Source organism: Paenibacillus sp. FSL R7-269 (assembly GCF_000517865.1).
Classification (GTDB): domain Bacteria; phylum Bacillota; class Bacilli; order Paenibacillales; family Paenibacillaceae; genus Paenibacillus_AQ.
On sequence record NZ_ASPS01000042.1, the window covers coordinates 44,419 to 61,071 of the forward strand.

A 16,653-nucleotide genomic window follows, 5' to 3' on the forward strand; every position below is an offset into this window, starting at 1 on the left:
AGGATCAGTAATGTTGAATGAGAACCTTGCGCTTCATCGTCAAGAGATTGATATCATCGACCGGCAGATAGTGGCTTTGCTCGCTGAAAGAACCCGGGTCGTTAAGAAAATTATGGTCTTGAAAAAAGATGAGGAGTCCGTCCGTTCCTGTGACCGGGTTAAGCAGGTACTAGATAAGGTAGCTGGGCTGGCAGAGGCTGCAGGTCTTGAACCACAGATCGCAACGGCTACTTACAAGACATTAATTACGGTTCTGACGGATATGCAGCTTGAATATCTGCACAGCCGTGAGCAGTCAGATGAGCCAGCGGTGTGAGAGCCGCGATTCATGATCTGAAGTCGGCTCTTGTATACTTGGAGGAACATGTTGAAGGCGTCCAGCGGTATACGGTGCCTGTGGACGCTAAATATGAGTTAGCCGCTCTATATGCAGCCCAGGGAGGCGGGGTTCCTGTCTCTTCACCAACCGGCCCGGGAGTACCGATGTTATTCGAACATGTGATGCCAGTGAACAAAACGGTGCTGGCGGGGATCTTTGGAACCCGGAAACGTTGTGCAATGCTTCTCGGGGCCCAAGAACAATATATAGCGGACTTCCTGCTGGATGCCGCACAGCATCCAATTGAGCCTGTAAAATATGAGAAGCCGCCCTGTCAGGAAGTGATCCATCAGGATGTTAACCTCACCCGGCTGCCAATCCCCACCATGAGCATGAAGGATGCGGGACCCTATATTACACTCGGGTTAGTAGTCGCTAAGCATCCTGTCACTGGTGACAGCAATATTTCCATTCATCGGCTATGGGTGAAAAGCAACAACGAACTGACAATCTGGATGGTTCCAGGCCGCCACTTGGAGAGCTTCTACCTGGCGGCACAAGAAATGGGTGTGCCGCTTCCGATCTCCATCAATATCGGTCTGGATCCTGCTATATATATTGCTTCCTGCTGCACGGGTGCTGTAGCGCCCGAGGGGTTCAATGAGCTGGCTATTGCAGGCGGATTACGGAGACAGCCAGTCAAGATTTCCTCCTGTTTATCTGTTGCCGCAGACTGCTTGTCCGAAGCGGAGTATGTACTGGAAGGTGAAATTACCTATGAGTATGCTCCTGAAGGAGAGCCTGGGGGCCATTCTATGCCGGAGTTTCTGGGATATGACGGCAAGGCACATCCCCATTTGCCTGTCATTAAGATTACGGGGATCACTTCCTCAGCTAATCCTATATTTCAAACCGTGATTGGTCCGGGATACGAGCAATCTAATCTTTTAGCGGTGGGGATGGAAGCTGGAGTGCTCCAATATGTACGCAATCAAGTAACCTCCCGCATTACCAATGCCTATTGCAGCTCTGCCGGGGGAGGGCAACTGCTGTTATTTGCTCAATTTCATAAAATAGATGATGAGGACGATCTCGCCGTCAGGCGCGCCGGAACGATGATTCTTCGTTCTTTTCGAATGATCAAACAGGTGGTTTTGGTAGATGAGGATGTTAACCTGTTCAGTGAAGAGGAAGTGTGGTGGGCCATGACGACCCGTTTTCAGGCGGATGTGGACATTATTACCTTCCCGGGACTTGAAGGTTTCCATCTGGACCCATCGCAAATGCCGGGCATGTCCCCGCAGATTACGAAGCCTGGCATGACCACAAAAGTCGTGTTTGATTGCACAGTACCCTATAGAATGAGAGACGGGTTTATAAGAACTTCTTTTGGCACACCCAAAAATATATAGGAGGTTACTCAATGAGCATTATTAAGGTAACTGCGGACGGTGTATTTGGTGAAGGAGATCAGGAGAAGTTTGGCGGAAGCTACGTTCCGGATGAGCTAAGGGCGGCGCTTAATAAATTGGACGAAGCTTTTCAGCGTTATAAGGACGACGAAGAGTTCGAGCGGGAGTTCCTGCACTATCTGAATGAATATGTGGGCCGGCCGAGTCTGTTATATTATGCGCAGCGGCTGACGGATAAACTGGGCGGGGCCAAAATTTACCTCAAACGTGAAGATTTAAATCATACCGGAGCACATAAGATCAATAATACTATCGGCCAGATCCTGCTTGCCCACCGGATGAAGGCCAAAAGAATTATTGCCGAGACTGGCGCAGGACAGCATGGTGTAGCCACTGCTACCGTATGTGCCTTGTTCAATATCCCTTGCACCATTTATATGGGGGAGGTGGATATTGAACGACAGGCTCTCAATGTATTCCGTATGCAGATGCTGGGAGCTGAGGTTGTGGCTGCGAAGTCCGGTAACAGAACACTGAAGGAAGCTGTGGATGAAGCGCTGAATGATTTCGCACAGAACTATGAAGATACCTACTATCTCATCGGATCTGTTGTTGGACCGCATCCGTTTCCGCTGATGGTCCGTCATTTTCAAGCGATTATTGGAAGAGAGGCCAAGCAGCAGATTCTGCAGAAGGAAGGGCGCCTTCCTGATCTGATCACTGCATGTGTAGGCGGGGGATCCAATGCGATTGGATTGTTTCATCCCTTCGTGGATGACCCGGGTGTCACGATAGTGGGCATAGAGCCTGCAGGAAAAGGGATCGAGACCGGGATCCATGCAGCACCGCTTAGTACAGGCAAGCCGGATATTATTCACGGGTTCAGATGCTACGTGATGAACGATGCGGAGAACTGTCATTCCATTGCAGCCGGGTTGGATTACCCCGGTGTGGGTCCGGAACATAGCTATTATAAGCAGATTAAGCGGGCGGAATATGTCTCGATTACCGATGAAGAAGCGCTGAATGCCTTCTTGACCCTTTCCAAGACGGAGGGAATTATCCCGGCCCTGGAAAGCTCTCACGCTGTCGCCTATGCGATGAAGGTTGCAGGAGCCATGAGCAAGGATGAAATTATTGTGGTTAGTCTTTCTGGCCGCGGGGACAAGGATGTTGCTCAAGTCTATGAAATGCTCAAGGAGCGCCCTGCACTACAAGAAGTATAAGACAATCTATATACAGCAAGCCTTCGGTGTCTCAAAACCCGGAGGCTTAAATCCATTTATAGAGAATGATCTCATAGGGGATGGAGGGGGCTTTACTTGGCGTATGAATTGTTAATTACACTAGATAAGACATCGGATACATCTTTATCCAGACAGGTGTTTGAGCAAATCTTGCAGGCAATTAACAGCGGATGCTTGCGAAGCGGGGACCAGCTTCCTGCCACTCGATTGCTGTCCGAACAGATTCTGGTTTCCCGCAGTGTCATTCTTCAAGCCTATGAGCAACTACAGGCGGAAGGTTATCTGGAGATGAGGAGAGGAGCGGGAACGTTTGTTGCCGACAATGCAGCGGGAGCAGATACTGACCCCGGCAGGATGACGGGTAATTATTGTGCTGTGTCAACCAAAGCACCGAAATTCATATCGGCTCTTCCCTCATCGTCAGCGGTTCCTTATGATTTCCGACATGGTGTGCCAGCTTGGGATATGTTTCCCATGGACCGATGGCAGCGTGCACTGACTGAGGTCTGCCGGAGAGCCACACCTGACATGCTTACATACGGACCAGCAGAAGGTACCCTGGCACTCCGGGAGGAGATTGCCCGGTTAGTTCGTTCTACCCGCTCCATTCCGGCACTTCCGGAGCAAATTGTGATTACGACTGGGGCTACACAAGCTCTGGATATTCTCGCCAGGCTTTGCCTGAGTAAAGGAGATCAGGTGCTGGTTGAAGACCCAACTCATAACGTGCTCAGGGAAATATTCAGCTACTCTGGGGGTGAAGTGATTCCCGTACGGGTTGACCAGGAAGGAATATGTGTTCAGGAGATGGATGAATGTCTGGCGCATCACAGTAAAAGACAGTCAAAAACTCCCAAGTTGATCTATGTAACCCCTTCGCATCAGTTTCCGGTGGGTGTGACAATGTCATTTAACCGGAGAATTCAGCTTTTGGAGTGGGCAAGAGGGTCAGGAGCACTCATTATTGAAGACGATTATGACAGTGAATACCGGTATGTAGGGCAAAAGGTATCTGCGCTTGCAGGGCTGGATAACTCTGGGCGGGTCGTATACGTGGGAAGCTTCAGCAAAATTCTGTTTCCTGCACTGCGCATTGGCTATGCCATTCTTCCGCCCTCCTTAATAAAGCCCTTTCTGGCGATCAAGTGGATTACGGATCGCATGACCCCTACGCTGGAACAGGAAGCACTGACGGATTTCATCCAGTCAGGACAATATGCCAAGCATGTAAGCCGAATGGGGAAATTATATGCTACCCGCCGCTCCTGTCTGGTAAAGGCGCTTCAGCATGAGTTTGGCAGCCGGGTCAAGGTTTTTGGAGATGAGGCTGGATTACATCTGCTCATTGAGCTGGATACAGTGGTTGATGAGCAGATGATTGCCGCGAAGGCTCTGGGACATGGAGTGAAAATATATCCTGCATCTGATTATTTTCTTAACCAGATCCCTCAGAAGCCAACATTTATTCTGGGGTATTCGAATTTATCGGAGAATCAGATCAGAACGGGAATTAAGCAGATGGCACTTGCCGAGAAAGAATGCCGAAAGGTCTTAGGCAAGGAGAAGAGCCGCTAGAGAGGAATGATCCAAGAGTCCAAACAGGATAATATATGGAAGACAGAATGCCAAAAAATCGCGGCCCCAAAGCCGCGAATCTTAATTAGATATGTTAGAAATGGTCGAGACGACAGGATTCGAACCTGCGGCCTCTTACTCCCGAAGCAAGCGCTCTACCAAGCTGAGCTACGTCTCGACGCTAAGAATAATTAAATTATACGCCTGTGTGTAAGCGCTGTAAATAACCTTTTTCATAGCGATTATCAGCTCCTGTTACAGCAAATTACGGCCTGTGATTGACAGATATCCACCCGCTGGCTATACTTGAAATGTTAAAAAGCAAATCGGACAAAGCGTTGATGAAAACAAGTACGCCGGAGCATGGCTTCACCAGAGAACAGGTTCCTTTGCGGATTGCCGCATCGGGTGTGAGAACCTGGGAGACAGGCCGGCTGAAAGCTAATTTCGGAGTGCGGGGACAATCCCGCCGGGGGCACCCGTTAACAGCCGCACAAGGCGATCGTCTGCAGTTGTCCGTGGTTCACGGATCAAGGCGATAACCAGGGTGGTACCGCGATAATCATCGTCCCTGAATTTCATTCAGGGGCGTTTTTTGTTGTTAATTTAATGAAGAGACGGGAGCTGTACATGATGAAAGCAAGTGAAATCCGTTCCAAATGGCTGCAGTTTTTTGAGAGCAAGAACCACCGTATTGAGCCGAGCGCCTCGCTCGTGCCGCACAATGACCCTTCGCTGCTGTGGATTAACGCAGGTATGGCGCCACTGAAGGCCTACTTCGACGGCCGGGAGATTCCGGAGAATCCCCGCCTGACGAATTCGCAGAAATGTATCCGCACCAATGATATTGAGAACGTGGGCAAGACGCGCCGCCACCATACGTTCTTTGAGATGCTGGGTAACTTCTCCATCGGTGATTATTTCAAGGAAGAGGCCATTACCTGGGCTTGGGAATTCCTGACCGGCAAGGAGTGGATCGGCTTCGACGGCGACCGGATCTCCGTTACTGTGTATGCTGAGGACGAAGAAGCGTTCAAGCTGTGGAATGAGAAGGTCGGCCTGCCCGCAGAACGCATCATCAAGCTGGGCGACGAGAACTTCTGGGATATCGGCGAAGGCCCGTGCGGCCCGTGCTCGGAGATTTTTTATGACCGCGGTGAAGCGTACGGCAGTGATATGAGTGATCCGGAGATGTATCCGGGCGGTGAGAATGAGCGCTGGCTGGAGGTCTGGAACCTCGTATTCTCACAGTTCAACCATAATAAGGACGGCAGCTATACGCCGCTTCCCAACAAGAATATTGATACCGGCGCAGGCCTGGAGCGCTTCGCTTCCATTCTTCAGGATGTGGATTCCAACTTCGATACCGATCTGTTCCAGCCGATTATCCAGAAGACTGCCGGGCTTGCCGGGGTAACCTACAAGGATAATGTTGAACAGGATATCGCGCTAAAAGTCATTGCCGACCATGTGCGTACCGTTACCTTTGCGGTGGGTGACGGAGTACTTCCTTCCAATGAAGGACGCGGCTATATTATCCGCCGTCTGCTCCGCCGCGCCGTACGTTACGGCAAGACGCTGGGAATGGACCGTCCTTTTCTTCATGAGCTGACTGAGACCGTTGGAGAGATTATGGGAGTATATTATCCTTCCGTGGTCGAGAACCGTGAATATATCGCCAAAATCATCCGTCTGGAAGAGGAGCGCTTCCACGAGACGTTGTCCGATGGTCTGGCGATCCTCGGGGAGATCAGCGCCAAAGCCAAAGCAGACGGCCTGAGCACCATTGCCGGTGCCGATGCATTCAAGCTCTATGACACGTATGGCTTCCCGTTTGACCTGACCGAGGACTTTGCGTCCGAGCAGGGGCTTGCTGTAGACCGCGCCGGCTTCGATGCCGCGATGCAGGAGCAGCGTGACCGGGCCAGAGCAGCCCGTCAGGACAGCGCCAGCATGAAGATTCAAGGCGGTGCGCTCGCCGAGCTTACGGTTAAAAGTGAATTTGTTGGATATAATGACACGGTAACAGAGTCCAAGGTCCTGGCGATTGTGGTAGACGGTGTTCTTCAGGATACAGTAAGCGAAGGCGCCGAGTGCCAGGTGATCCTGGAGACAACACCATTCTATGCAGAGAGCGGCGGCCAAGTCAGCGATACCGGCGTTCTGACCGGCGGATCGGTGACCGCGAAGGTGAACGGCCTCTTCAAAGCACCGCATGGCCAGCATGTTCATCTGGTTACGGTGGAAGCAGGCGATCTGAAGGTCGGCGATACCGTCCGTGCCGAAGTGAACCAGGCGGAGCGCGAGGATATCGTGAAGAACCACACGGCCACCCACTTGCTGCACAAGGCGCTGAAGGAAGTGCTGGGCAGCCATGTGAATCAGGCTGGCTCTTTAGTAGAAGGCTCACGCCTGCGGTTCGACTTCTCGCATTTTGGAGCCATTACTCCAGAGGAGCTCAGTGATATTGAGCAGCGCGTGAACGCGCAGATCTGGCGCAGCCTTCCAGTAGTCATTGAGAATAAGCCGATAGATGAAGCCAAAGCTATGGGAGCGATGGCCCTCTTCGGAGAGAAATACGGCAATGTTGTCCGTGTCGTTCAAGTTGGCGACTACAGCCTGGAGCTGTGCGGCGGATGCCATGTGTCTAATACAGCACAGATCGGAATCTTCAAGCTGCTTAGCGAGAGCGGCATCGGTTCCGGGGTGCGCCGGATTGAAGCTGTGACTGGCCGTTACGCCTATCAGTTCACGGAGAGTCAGCTGGACCTGTTGAAGCAGTCGGCAGCCTTGCTGAAATCTTCGCTGACCGATGTGCCGAAGCGGATTGAAGCCCTGCATGCCCAGGTACGCGAGCTGGGCCGTGAGAATGAATCGCTCCAGTCCAAGCTGAGCGCAACCTTCGCAGCAGAGCTGACCAGCAGTGTAATCACAGTAGGCGGAGGAACGCAGCTTCTTGCGGTCTCTGTACAAGCCGGCAATATCGATGCTTTGCGCTCGACAGCGGACGAACTGAAGTCCAAGCTCCCGGAGGCCATACTGGTACTTGGTGCTGCAATGGATGACAAGGTGAACTTCGTGGTAGCCGTACCTCAGGAGCTGGTGAAGAAGGGCTTCCATGCCGGCAAGCTGGTGAAGGAGATCGCTGCAGTCTGCGGCGGCGGCGGCGGTGGACGTCCGGATATGGCGCAGGCCGGAGGCAAGGACGCTTCCAAGCTGGGCGAAGCCCTGAAGAAGGCCGAGGAACTGGTAGCCGCACAGGCTTAAGCGGTATACAGTAATTCCTGTCTGTAAGAAACTGTGGATTTCTATCAAGGGTTGGGAAGCAGCGGTGCTGAGGGCATTTCCTCGGTGCCGCTGCTTTATTCACACAATGTATATTTTTTTGGGTTATTCATTATTGACCCAGGGCTTGCAATAGCTTAAAACCCAAAAAAACATCTATTTTTGTAGACAAAATGCCAAAAAAAGCGCTTTAACCATGGCAGGATTTCCTCGTTGGGGCATGAATATGTTATGATGAGGGCAGCAAGTGAGCTGTACAGCAGCAACTTTGCGAAGCCGCCCGAATCAGGGTGATTTTGCAGAAGGAAGGTGTCACCACATGGACTCCATGGACAAAACGGTCAAATTCAATGTGAAGGGCGACGAAAAGGAAGCCTCTCCCCAGGAAATACTGCTCGCCGTGTACGACGCGCTGGTGGAGAAAGAATATCATCCGATCAATCAGATCGTAGGATATCTTCTTTCAGGAGATCCGGCTTACATTCCACGCCACAACAATGCGAGAAGTTTGGTCCGGAGGAAAGAGCGTGATGAGCTGATCGAAGAACTGGTCCGTTTCTATCTGGCCAATCATCGGGTGGACCAGCCCAAATGATGAAGAAGCTGGGACTGGATTACGGCGACCGCAGAATAGGTGTCGCCACAAGCGATATTTTCGGATGGACAGCACAATCTCTGGAGACTATTGAGCGGCGCGGAAACGGCAATGAATTCGAGCGTATCCGTGAACTGGTCAAGGAGTACGAAATCGGCGAGATTGTTGTCGGACTGCCGAAGAACATGAACGGCTCCGTAGGACCCCGTGGTGAAATTTGCATTGAATTCGCAGATAAGCTGCGGGAGCAACTCGATTTACCCGTACACCTTTGGGATGAGCGTCTGACGACGGTATCTGCTGAGCGGGTGCTGATTGATGGGGACGTCAGCCGGAAGAAACGCAAGGGGCTGGTGGACAAAATGGCCGCAGCGCTGATTTTGCAAAATTATTTGGATGCTAACAGTAAAAGGTGAGGGGTGTGCGGATATGACAAACGAACAGATCGGCCAAGAAGAGGAACCGGAAATTATCTATATTCCCGACGAGGAAGGTAATGAAGAGGAATTCGAGGTCATCATGAAGTTTGAAGTGGACGGATCGGATGCCAAGTATATGATGGTGGTTCCGCTTGATTCCGAGGATGAGGAGACAGATGAGGTCTACGCGTTCCGTTACGAGGAAGACGGCGACGATCTGCAGCTCTTCATGATTGAGAATGATGAAGAATGGGCCATCGTAGAGGAGACCTTCAATACTTTGGTTGACGAGCTGGATGGAGGAGCAGAGAATGACTGAGTTTTCCGCTGATCAAGCGGTATGGACTTCTAAGCTCAAAGAAGTATATGGAGAAACAGTAGAACTGGAGGATGAGCAGGGCAAGTCTTCCGTTTACGATATTATTGCAGAATTTGCTGTGGGTGATCATGCTTATGCCGTTCTGGGCGGATCGGGAAGAGCTGCGGAGCAGGAAATTCTGCGCATCGTAGTTTCTCCGGACGGACTTCCGGAGCTGGAGAGCATTATGGACGATGAAGAGTGGGAGAATATTTCCGAGCTGTATGATGAGCTTACTTTCCCTGCGGATAGCGAATAAGCGACTGTAGCAACTTCATGTAGAGCAGATACGGAAGAGTGCGGATTTTTTCCGCGCTCTTTTTGCTTATGGTCAGCGAAATGACCTTTCAGTTTGGATGGAAAAAGCTTATGCTATAAAAATAGGTTGAATTTTGGACAATACAATTTTATACTTTATAGTCGGAAAGTGAGGCGTAACATTTGAAAGCCGTGATCCGCACTGTGCTTATCTTAATTCTGGTCCTGGCAGCTGCTGCAGGAGGAGGAGCATGGTACATCTGGAATGGAATGCAGCCGGTCAAGCCCGCAGGGCCGGCCGTAACGGTTACGATTGAGAAGGGTATGGGAAGCTCGCAAATAGCTGACCTGCTTGAGCAAGAGGGCATTATCAAGCACAGCCTGTTCTTCAAAGGATATCTGAAATGGGTCCAGGAAGGCTCCAGCTTCAAGGCGGGCACTTACCAGGTAAGCCCCGGCGACTCCTACGATACGCTGATCAGCCGGTTGAATGCCGGAGATATTGTGAAGGAAGCTACCGTTACTTTTACAATTCCTGAAGGGTATACTGCGGTTCAGGTGGCAGAGAAGCTGGCCGCTGCATGGAATCAGAAGCCGGAGATCTTCCTGAAGCTGATTGATTCAGGTAAGGGAATGGAAGCCGTAAGCAAGCTGGAGATTCCGGACAATCCGCTGCTGCGCCACCGGCTGGAGGGGTACCTTTTCCCGGAGACCTATGAACTGGCTAAGGACAGCACCCCGCAGGAAGTCATCGGGGCGATGCTGGACCAGCTGGTGAAGAAGCTGGATACGATTCCTGAGTGGAAGGCGAAGCTGGCGAACCGCGGGCTCTCGCTGCATGAGCTGCTGACCGTAGCTTCACTGGTGGAGCGTGAGGTGGTAGTAGACAAGGAACGTCCGCTGGTGGCCGGTATTATCTATAACCGGTTGGATAAGGGGCAGAAGCTGGAGATCGACGCTACCGTCCAGTACTTGCTGGACAAGCAGAAAGAGCGGTTGTATGAGAAGGATCTGAAGGTAGACAGTCCTTATAATACGTATAAGCAGGCGGGCTTGCCGCCTGGACCGATCAGCAGCCCCGGGCTGGCGTCGATCGAAGCAGCCATGACGCCGGAGATCTCGGATTATTTCTTCTATGTGACGAAGAAGGACGGTTCACAGGGACATTTATTTGCCAGAACCTACAAGGAACATTTAGCCAATATTCAAAAAAGCAAACAAAATCCGTAAGAACCCGCTACAATAGTAAGGATGAGCAATGCACAGGAGGTAACACGATGAATAACACACCGGAGCTGCTGGTAACAGCGGCTTCTCTGGAAGAAGCGGCAGCGCTGCTGGATGCAGGAGCGAGTGCCCTGCTGGTCGGCGATGACCGCTTTGGTATGCGTCTCGCCGGACATTTTACACTTGAAGACACGGCCGCAGTAGTTAAGCTGGCACATGCCCGGGGCGGTAAGGTATATGTAAGCATCAATGGACTGATTCCCAATACTATGCTGGAGGAGCTTCCGGCTTATGTGAAGGCCATGGGCGGGCTGGGTGTGGATGGGGTGGAGTTCGGTGATCCCGCCGTACTGGCGGCCGTCAAAGCCGAAGCACCGGGAATGAAGCTGCACTGGAATGCGGAAATGACCTCGACCAACTATGCTACAGCCAATTACTGGGGCCGCAAGGGAGCCACGCGGGTCGTTCTGGCACGTGAGCTGAATATGGATGAGATGACCGAGATGGTCCCTAACCTTGAAGTGGAAGCCCAGGTCCAGGTACACGGCATGACGAATATCTATCATTCCAAGCGAAAGCTTGTTGCAAGCTATATGTCCCACCAGGGCCGTCCAAGCGATGGCGGAAGCCTGGGTAAGGAGCGCGGGCTGTTCCTGATCGAAGCGGAGCGTCCGAATGAGAAGTTCCCGATCTATGAGGACGAGAACGGCACGCATATTATGAGCTCGGATGATATTTGCATTCTGGAGGATCTCCATTTCTTGTTAAAAGCTGGTGTACACAGCCTGAAGATCGAGGGGTTGCTGAAGCCGGTGGCTTATAATGTGGCTGTCGTTAAGGCTTACCGTCATGCCATGGACGTCTACGCCGCTGATCCCGCTGTATATGCATTCGAGGAGTCTTGGCTGGAGGAGGTCCGGGCTTTGCAGGACCCTGAGCGTGAACTGTCGTTCGGCTTCTTCTATAAAGAGCAGGTATATTAAATAAAAGGTATTGTCTCAGCTCTTGTAAGGTTTATCCCATCATCATTGGGTTCAGCAGCGTGTACCACCTGATGTATGCTTTTAAATCTTGCAGAAGATGAGACACAGAAAGGAGAACAGGAATGGGAACCATGACTAAGCCCCAGTTCAAGGGCAAGCGTTACCGTCTGGACAGACCGGAGCTCCTGGCTCCGGCAGGAAATCTGGAGAAATTGAAATTCGCCGTGCATTATGGCGCGGATGCAGTCTATATCGGAGGACAGAAATACGGTCTGCGCTCAGGCGCAGATAATTTCACCTTCGAGGAAATGCGCGAGGGTGTTGAATTTGCCAAGAAATATGGTGCCAAAGTATTCGTAGCCACCAATATCTATGCTCACAATGAAGATGTCGCGGGGATTGAAGAATACCTGCGTAATTTATATGAGGCCGGAATTGCAGCAATTATCGTAGCCGATCCGGTGATTGTCGATACTGCCCTGCGTCTCGTGCCTGGTCTTGAAGTGCACTTAAGCACCCAGCAGTCCACGCTCAACTGGCAGGCAGTGTCTTATTGGAAGGAGGAAGGTCTGCCGCGCGTAGTATTGGGCCGGGAGACTAGCCTGGAGGAGATCGCCGAGATCAAGCAGCATGTGGATATTGAGATCGAGAGCTTCATCCATGGAGCGATGTGCTCCTCATACTCCGGACGTTGTGTGTTATCGAATCACTTCACCGACCGTGACTCCAACCGCGGCGGCTGCTGCCAATCCTGCCGCTGGAAGTATGATCTGTTCGAAGATGCCCGTCCCGAAGGGGCTTGGGTATCCGAAGAGGAACAAGCTGAGGCGCCTCAGGCCTTGCAGCCTGGAATCACCCAGCTGCCGCTGCATCAGCCCGAGGACAACCCGTTCACTATGGGATCGAAGGACCTATGCATGCTGGAGAGTATTCCCGACCTGATTGAAGCCGGGATCGATAGCTTCAAGATTGAGGGCCGGATGAAATCGATTCACTATGTGGCGACCGTAGTGAATGCCTACCGCAAAGCCATAGATGCTTACATGGCCGACCCTGAAGGGTATGTGCTGAAGCCCGAATGGCTGGAGGAGCTGCAGAAGGCGGCTAACCGTCCGCTGAACACAGGCTTTTTCTATGACACACCGGACCATGAGGACCACATCTATGAACCCGAAGAGAAGGCAGCTCCGTATGATTTCGCGGGACTGGTGCTGGAGTATGATGCAGAGAGCGGAATGGCGCTCGTTCAGCAGCGCAATAACTTCAAGCCGGGACAGGAAGTTGAGTTCTTCGGCCCGGATGACACCTTCTTCAAGCAGACCGTCGGAGAGCTGTGGGATGAGGCCGGCAATCCGCTGGATGTGGCCCGTCACCCGCTTCAGCGTGTGCGGATGAAGGTAGATCAGCCTGTTGCTTATTTCGATATGATGCGCAAGCGAAAATAATGGCTTTACAAACTAAGGGATGTCCGTTTACACAAGGGCATTTCTTTTTTGTGTATCAATATACTTATGCAATTCGACAAAAATATCTGTATAATGTATCAACTTGCAAAAAAAATGCTAAGAAATATGAGTCTTTGTGCCGATATATAGGGCAGGTAACGCTTACATATATCTTCCAATCTAAGGGATAGGTAGGTGATGGTTATGGGGGCTCCCAATCCGGACAATAAGGCAGATAAACCGAAGGAGAGTAGGATAAAAGTGGCAAAAAACAGTAAAAAGCCAAAAAGCACACAAAAGGCTAAGGCCCAGAAGACAGAGGCTTCACAGACTACAAGCAACACGGCAGAGAAAAGAAATTACAAAAAAGTATTGAACAGCTCGCTAAGCCAGATGAAGAGGGTGAACCCGAATAAATCCGTTGGGGTTAAGCTGTTCCTGATCTTCTTATCTTCTATCGTGGTAGTGGTCCTGTTCTTAGGACTTCTGTCTTACAACAAAGCCAAGAATACAATTAAAGAGAATGTGTCCGAAGCCAACCGGCAGACAATTATTCAGACCTCGGAGAAGCTGGACATTACCTTGAAGCAGTATGAGAGTCTCGCGCTTCAGTTATATTTTGATACACAGATGCAAGCGAATCTGACAGAGCTGTCTTCAGCGAAGAGCAGCTACGATAAGTTCGTGGCTACCGATGCGATCAGTAAGAAGCTGTCCAGCCAGACTACAACAGATTCCAATATCGTTGCGATTTCTCTCATTCCGGAGGACCCTCAGATGGGGATTGTCTCCAGCGGAAGCACCGGTCTCGCAGGCGATGATGTGAGAGCACAGGAATGGTACAAGACCGTGGTCAAGAATTCAAGCTCTTATGAGCCTTATTATACTTCAGAAGCCAAATCCGCCCAGAACTACTGGTTCCCTACTGCCGTTGAAGGCAGCGGCGGCAAGAATCTGGCTATGGTCAGAACGCTTAAGAATCTGGGCTCCAATGCCTCTTATGTAGTCATGCTGGAGCTTAAGAGCACTCTCCTGGAAGAAGCCTTCAAGAGTGTACAACTTGGGGATGGCTCGCGGATTCAACTGATTGCCCCGGATGGTATCGTAGTGGCATCCTCGCAGCCTGAAGAGGACGGCAAAGCCACCGTACTGAATTTCATCAAGGACAGCAAGGTGAACAATGACAGCACGGAAGCGAAGGATGAGAACGGCAAGAATATCCTTGCTGTGTACAATCCGATGCAGAAGGCAGACTGGAAGCTTGCCGGTGTAGTTCCTACCGGACAACTGGTTCAAGCTGCCACGCCGATTCTGTTTACCACCTTCCTTGCTGCGGGAGCGGCAGCCGTGCTTGCTATGATTGTCGGCTTCTGGATGGTCCAGTTGATCGCCAAGCCGCTGGCACGCCTCAAGGACCTGATGCTGGAGGGAGCCGAAGGTAACCTGAGTGTCCGTACCCAGTATGTCTCGAAGGATGAGATCGGCCAGCTGTCGGCCTCCTTCAATATGATGATGGGTAAGATTACTGAGCTGGTAGCCCAGACTACAGATACAGCCCGCGAAGTCCTTGAGACTGCGGGTGAGCTGGGGGATGCTTCGCGCAAGACGGCTATCTCTGCCAAGGAGATCGCTGCGGCCACGGAAGAGATTGCCGGCGGTGCCGGAAGTCTGGCCCAGGAAGCCGAACGCGGTAATGAGCTGACAGACCTGATTGCTACGCAGATGCAGAGTGTTATTGCAGCCAACTCCGAGATGGATCAGGCAGCCCGTGGAGTTGGGGAAGCCAGCGGACAGGGTGCTGTACAGCTGGAAGAGCTGTTGGATCAGACCGGACGTACAGGTGAGATGACCTCCGCCCTGGTGGAAAGAGTCAATAATCTCAAGGAAACGGTATATTCCGTAATCAAGGTGCTGGATGTGATGAAGAATATTACCCAGCAGACGAACATTCTATCTCTGAATGCAACGATTGAAGCAGCGAGAGCAGGCGAAGCCGGCCGTGGCTTCATGGTAGTCGCAGGGGAGGTCCGGCAGCTTGCAGACCAATCCAAGCAGTCCATCGCTCTGGTCGCCGGAATTACAGACAAGATCGTAGCTGAAATGGATGAGACGGTTGCTGTCCTGTCTGAAGTGGCTCCGCTGTTCAAGGAGCAGATGGTGTCCGTGAAGAGTACCAGTGAGATCTTCGTGTCCGTGAAGGGTCAGATGGAAGACTTCATTATGAGTCTGGAGTCTGTTACAGGGGCCATCGACAGTTTGAACCATTCGCAAGGTGTACTGTCTGATGCTATGGGGAATGTAAGTGCGGTAGCGCAGCAATCTTCGGCAACCTCGGAAGAGGTTGCATCGCTCAGCAGTGAGCAGCAGAATGTCAGTGACCATCTCGTAGCCTTGTCGAACAAGCTGCAAGGGGCTTCTACTCAACTGGAGAGCAAGCTGTCGCTGTTTACAATCAAATAAACATCAGAACCGTTCCAGGTCTAAAGCAAGGGCGTCACGCAAGCCGATATTTGGCTGCGTGACGCCCTTTTTTTAAAATATAGAATTTATTTGTTGCACACGATAAATTATCCTTCTATTTCTCGCTGAAACGGTACTGTCCTTTAAAAGGGCGGCAATACCGTTTCTATGTGGTTGATGTTTAGGAGTGCTGCGCAGAGAGACGGGCACCCACGCTTCAGAACCAGTAACATTTATAAGTAAATCCTGCAAAAAGTGCAACAATGCTGCCCGGCACAAGTGGTCTATGCTGAAATCCTGCACGAATTGCAACAAATCCTGTGCTAACTTGCTCTAAACGCCGGAATTTGTGCAAATAATGCAACAATTGGAGCTTAGCCAGTACTATTTTTTAAGGAATCCTGCAAATAATGCAACAATACTGCTCCTTACAAGCTGCCAGTGAGAGAAGGCACCAGTATCTTTCACCCTTAGAGTTCTATTAGTTGGTCTGTCTCAGCGGTTTACTATGCGTCTTAAGCGCTGTAGCACGGATTATAAAAATATTAGTACCTCTGTTAATACTTTGATGTTTTACTTCAATTGCCTTGATACATATCATTTTTAGCCAGATCCAAAGCTACTAAGATTTTGATCTGAAACGTTTTACTAAGTCCCTTCATCCAATGTTCAATTGGATACACATCGACTAACGGAGTAACTGTGTTATCATAACGATCCAGTTCAATCTTAATAACTGAATGAGTATCCACAAGGAAGCTAATTATATCCTCACCCTGGTCGGGGATCCAAGATAAAACGTATGCTGTTTTCATTGCCGGGAATGTTTTTCTAATAATGTTCAAAAACCTGCGCCTGGACATATCATTGAACAAATGAAATTTCGAGGCTATTAATTCTTCTCTATATGCTTGTTCAGTCAAAGTCCCTTTAAGTTTCATAACCTTCCTACTTTCCTGAGAAGCCTAACCCTTAGCGAATACGGCTAATTAATAATTACCTTTTATTCAATAGAGCCACCAAATTTTCCTGCCCGTTGGCTTATAGAAACTTATTTTCTTTTGACAGTA

At 50.7% G+C, this 16,653-nt stretch carries 15 protein-coding genes and 1 tRNA gene; 14 read left to right on the top strand and 2 right to left on the bottom strand.

The annotated features are described in order from the left end of the window. The first annotated feature begins 10 nt into the window (after nt 1–10). The 4 genes from C162_RS19110 (at nt 11) to pdxR (ending at nt 4,553) form a co-directional block, all read left to right on the top strand. Nucleotides 11–316: a chorismate mutase gene (locus C162_RS19110; RefSeq protein ID WP_051493698.1), complete on the top strand. Its 306-nt coding sequence runs from the start codon at nt 11–13 to the stop codon at nt 314–316. Next, nucleotides 313–1,731, top strand: coding sequence for a UbiD family decarboxylase (locus C162_RS19115; RefSeq protein ID WP_036696593.1), 1,419 nt, complete (start codon nt 313–315; stop codon nt 1,729–1,731). Before C162_RS19110 ends, C162_RS19115 begins: the two co-directional genes overlap by 4 nt. An 11-nt stretch (nt 1,732–1,742) precedes the next feature. Beyond that, a complete protein-coding gene (gene trpB, locus C162_RS19120; protein ID WP_036696595.1) occupies nt 1,743–2,957 on the top strand; it encodes a tryptophan synthase subunit beta in 1,215 nt (404 codons plus the stop codon). 96 nt (nt 2,958–3,053) lie between these two features. Then, a complete protein-coding gene (gene pdxR, locus C162_RS19125) occupies nt 3,054–4,553 on the top strand; it encodes a MocR-like pyridoxine biosynthesis transcription factor PdxR (RefSeq protein ID WP_051493699.1) in 1,500 nt (499 codons plus the stop codon). 101 nt (nt 4,554–4,654) lie between these two features. On the opposite strand, the gene C162_RS19130 is transcribed toward pdxR, so the two are convergent. Beyond that, nucleotides 4,655–4,731: transfer RNA gene (locus C162_RS19130), tRNA-Pro, on the bottom strand. Nucleotides 4,732–4,894: 163 nt separating this feature from the next. Here C162_RS19130 and C162_RS36025 point away from each other — a divergent pair. From C162_RS36025 to C162_RS19175, 10 genes are all read left to right on the top strand, one after another. Beyond that, complete coding sequence (locus C162_RS36025; RefSeq protein ID WP_143804416.1) at nt 4,895–5,095, top strand: hypothetical protein; 201 nt, start codon at nt 4,895–4,897, stop codon at nt 5,093–5,095. A gap of 91 nt (nt 5,096–5,186) precedes the next feature. Continuing rightward, a complete protein-coding gene (gene alaS, locus C162_RS19135) occupies nt 5,187–7,820 on the top strand; it encodes an alanine--tRNA ligase (protein ID WP_036696598.1) in 2,634 nt (877 codons plus the stop codon). A 337-nt stretch (nt 7,821–8,157) separates the two neighbouring features. Further along, entirely contained in the window at nt 8,158–8,433 is a 276-nt protein-coding gene (locus C162_RS19140) for an IreB family regulatory phosphoprotein (RefSeq protein ID WP_036696603.1), read from the top strand. Beyond that, nucleotides 8,433–8,849 carry a Holliday junction resolvase RuvX gene (ruvX, locus tag C162_RS19145; protein ID WP_179090526.1) on the top strand — a complete coding sequence of 139 codons (417 nt, stop codon included), beginning with the start codon at nt 8,433–8,435 and terminating at the stop codon, nt 8,847–8,849. The genes C162_RS19140 and ruvX overlap by 1 nt, the downstream gene beginning before the upstream one ends. Nucleotides 8,850–8,862: 13 nt before the next feature. After that, nucleotides 8,863–9,171 (top strand): DUF1292 domain-containing protein, encoded by a 309-nt coding sequence (locus C162_RS19150; RefSeq protein ID WP_036696606.1) that lies wholly within the window; start codon nt 8,863–8,865, stop codon nt 9,169–9,171. After that, on the top strand, nt 9,164–9,469 hold the full coding sequence (locus C162_RS19155; RefSeq protein ID WP_036696608.1) for a DUF1292 domain-containing protein: 306 nt from the start codon (nt 9,164–9,166) through the stop codon (nt 9,467–9,469). The genes C162_RS19150 and C162_RS19155 overlap by 8 nt, the downstream gene beginning before the upstream one ends. 182 nt (nt 9,470–9,651) lie before the next feature. Beyond that, a complete protein-coding gene (gene mltG, locus C162_RS19160; protein WP_200869218.1) occupies nt 9,652–10,698 on the top strand; it encodes an endolytic transglycosylase MltG in 1,047 nt (348 codons plus the stop codon). Nucleotides 10,699–10,745: 47 nt separating this feature from the next. After that, entirely contained in the window at nt 10,746–11,678 is a 933-nt protein-coding gene (locus C162_RS19165) for a peptidase U32 family protein (protein ID WP_036696609.1), read from the top strand. Between the two features lie 122 nt (nt 11,679–11,800). Then, nucleotides 11,801–13,123 (top strand): peptidase U32 family protein, encoded by a 1,323-nt coding sequence (locus C162_RS19170; RefSeq protein ID WP_036696612.1) that lies wholly within the window; start codon nt 11,801–11,803, stop codon nt 13,121–13,123. Between the two features lie 261 nt (nt 13,124–13,384). Continuing rightward, nucleotides 13,385–15,583, top strand: a complete 2,199-nt coding sequence (locus C162_RS19175) for a methyl-accepting chemotaxis protein (protein WP_235218469.1) — start codon at nt 13,385–13,387, stop codon at nt 15,581–15,583. A gap of 578 nt (nt 15,584–16,161) precedes the next feature. Here C162_RS19175 and C162_RS19180 read toward each other — a convergent pair. After that, nucleotides 16,162–16,524 carry a hypothetical protein gene (locus tag C162_RS19180; protein ID WP_036696614.1) on the bottom strand — a complete coding sequence of 121 codons (363 nt, stop codon included), beginning with the start codon at nt 16,522–16,524 and terminating at the stop codon, nt 16,162–16,164. Between the last annotated feature and the right edge of the window lie 129 nt (nt 16,525–16,653).

What these genes read in the sequence shown, in the direction of transcription:
- C162_RS19170 (WP_036696612.1), top strand. Translation starts at nt 11,801, where the DNA reads ATGGGAACCATGACTAAGCCCCAGTTCAAGGGCAAGCGTTACCGTCTG.
- trpB (WP_036696595.1), top strand. Translation starts at nt 1,743, where the DNA reads ATGAGCATTATTAAGGTAACTGCGGACGGTGTATTTGGTGAAGGAGAT.
- ruvX (WP_179090526.1), top strand. Translation starts at nt 8,433, where the DNA reads ATGAAGAAGCTGGGACTGGATTACGGCGACCGCAGAATAGGTGTCGCC.
- C162_RS36025 (WP_143804416.1), top strand. Translation starts at nt 4,895, where the DNA reads ATGAAAACAAGTACGCCGGAGCATGGCTTCACCAGAGAACAGGTTCCT.
- C162_RS19150 (WP_036696606.1), top strand. Translation starts at nt 8,863, where the DNA reads ATGACAAACGAACAGATCGGCCAAGAAGAGGAACCGGAAATTATCTAT.
- alaS (WP_036696598.1), top strand. Translation starts at nt 5,187, where the DNA reads ATGAAAGCAAGTGAAATCCGTTCCAAATGGCTGCAGTTTTTTGAGAGC.
- C162_RS19140 (WP_036696603.1), top strand. Translation starts at nt 8,158, where the DNA reads ATGGACTCCATGGACAAAACGGTCAAATTCAATGTGAAGGGCGACGAA.
- C162_RS19165 (WP_036696609.1), top strand. Translation starts at nt 10,746, where the DNA reads ATGAATAACACACCGGAGCTGCTGGTAACAGCGGCTTCTCTGGAAGAA.
- C162_RS19155 (WP_036696608.1), top strand. Translation starts at nt 9,164, where the DNA reads ATGACTGAGTTTTCCGCTGATCAAGCGGTATGGACTTCTAAGCTCAAA.
- C162_RS19180 (WP_036696614.1), bottom strand. Translation starts at nt 16,524, where the DNA reads ATGAAACTTAAAGGGACTTTGACTGAACAAGCATATAGAGAAGAATTA.
- C162_RS19110 (WP_051493698.1), top strand. Translation starts at nt 11, where the DNA reads ATGTTGAATGAGAACCTTGCGCTTCATCGTCAAGAGATTGATATCATC.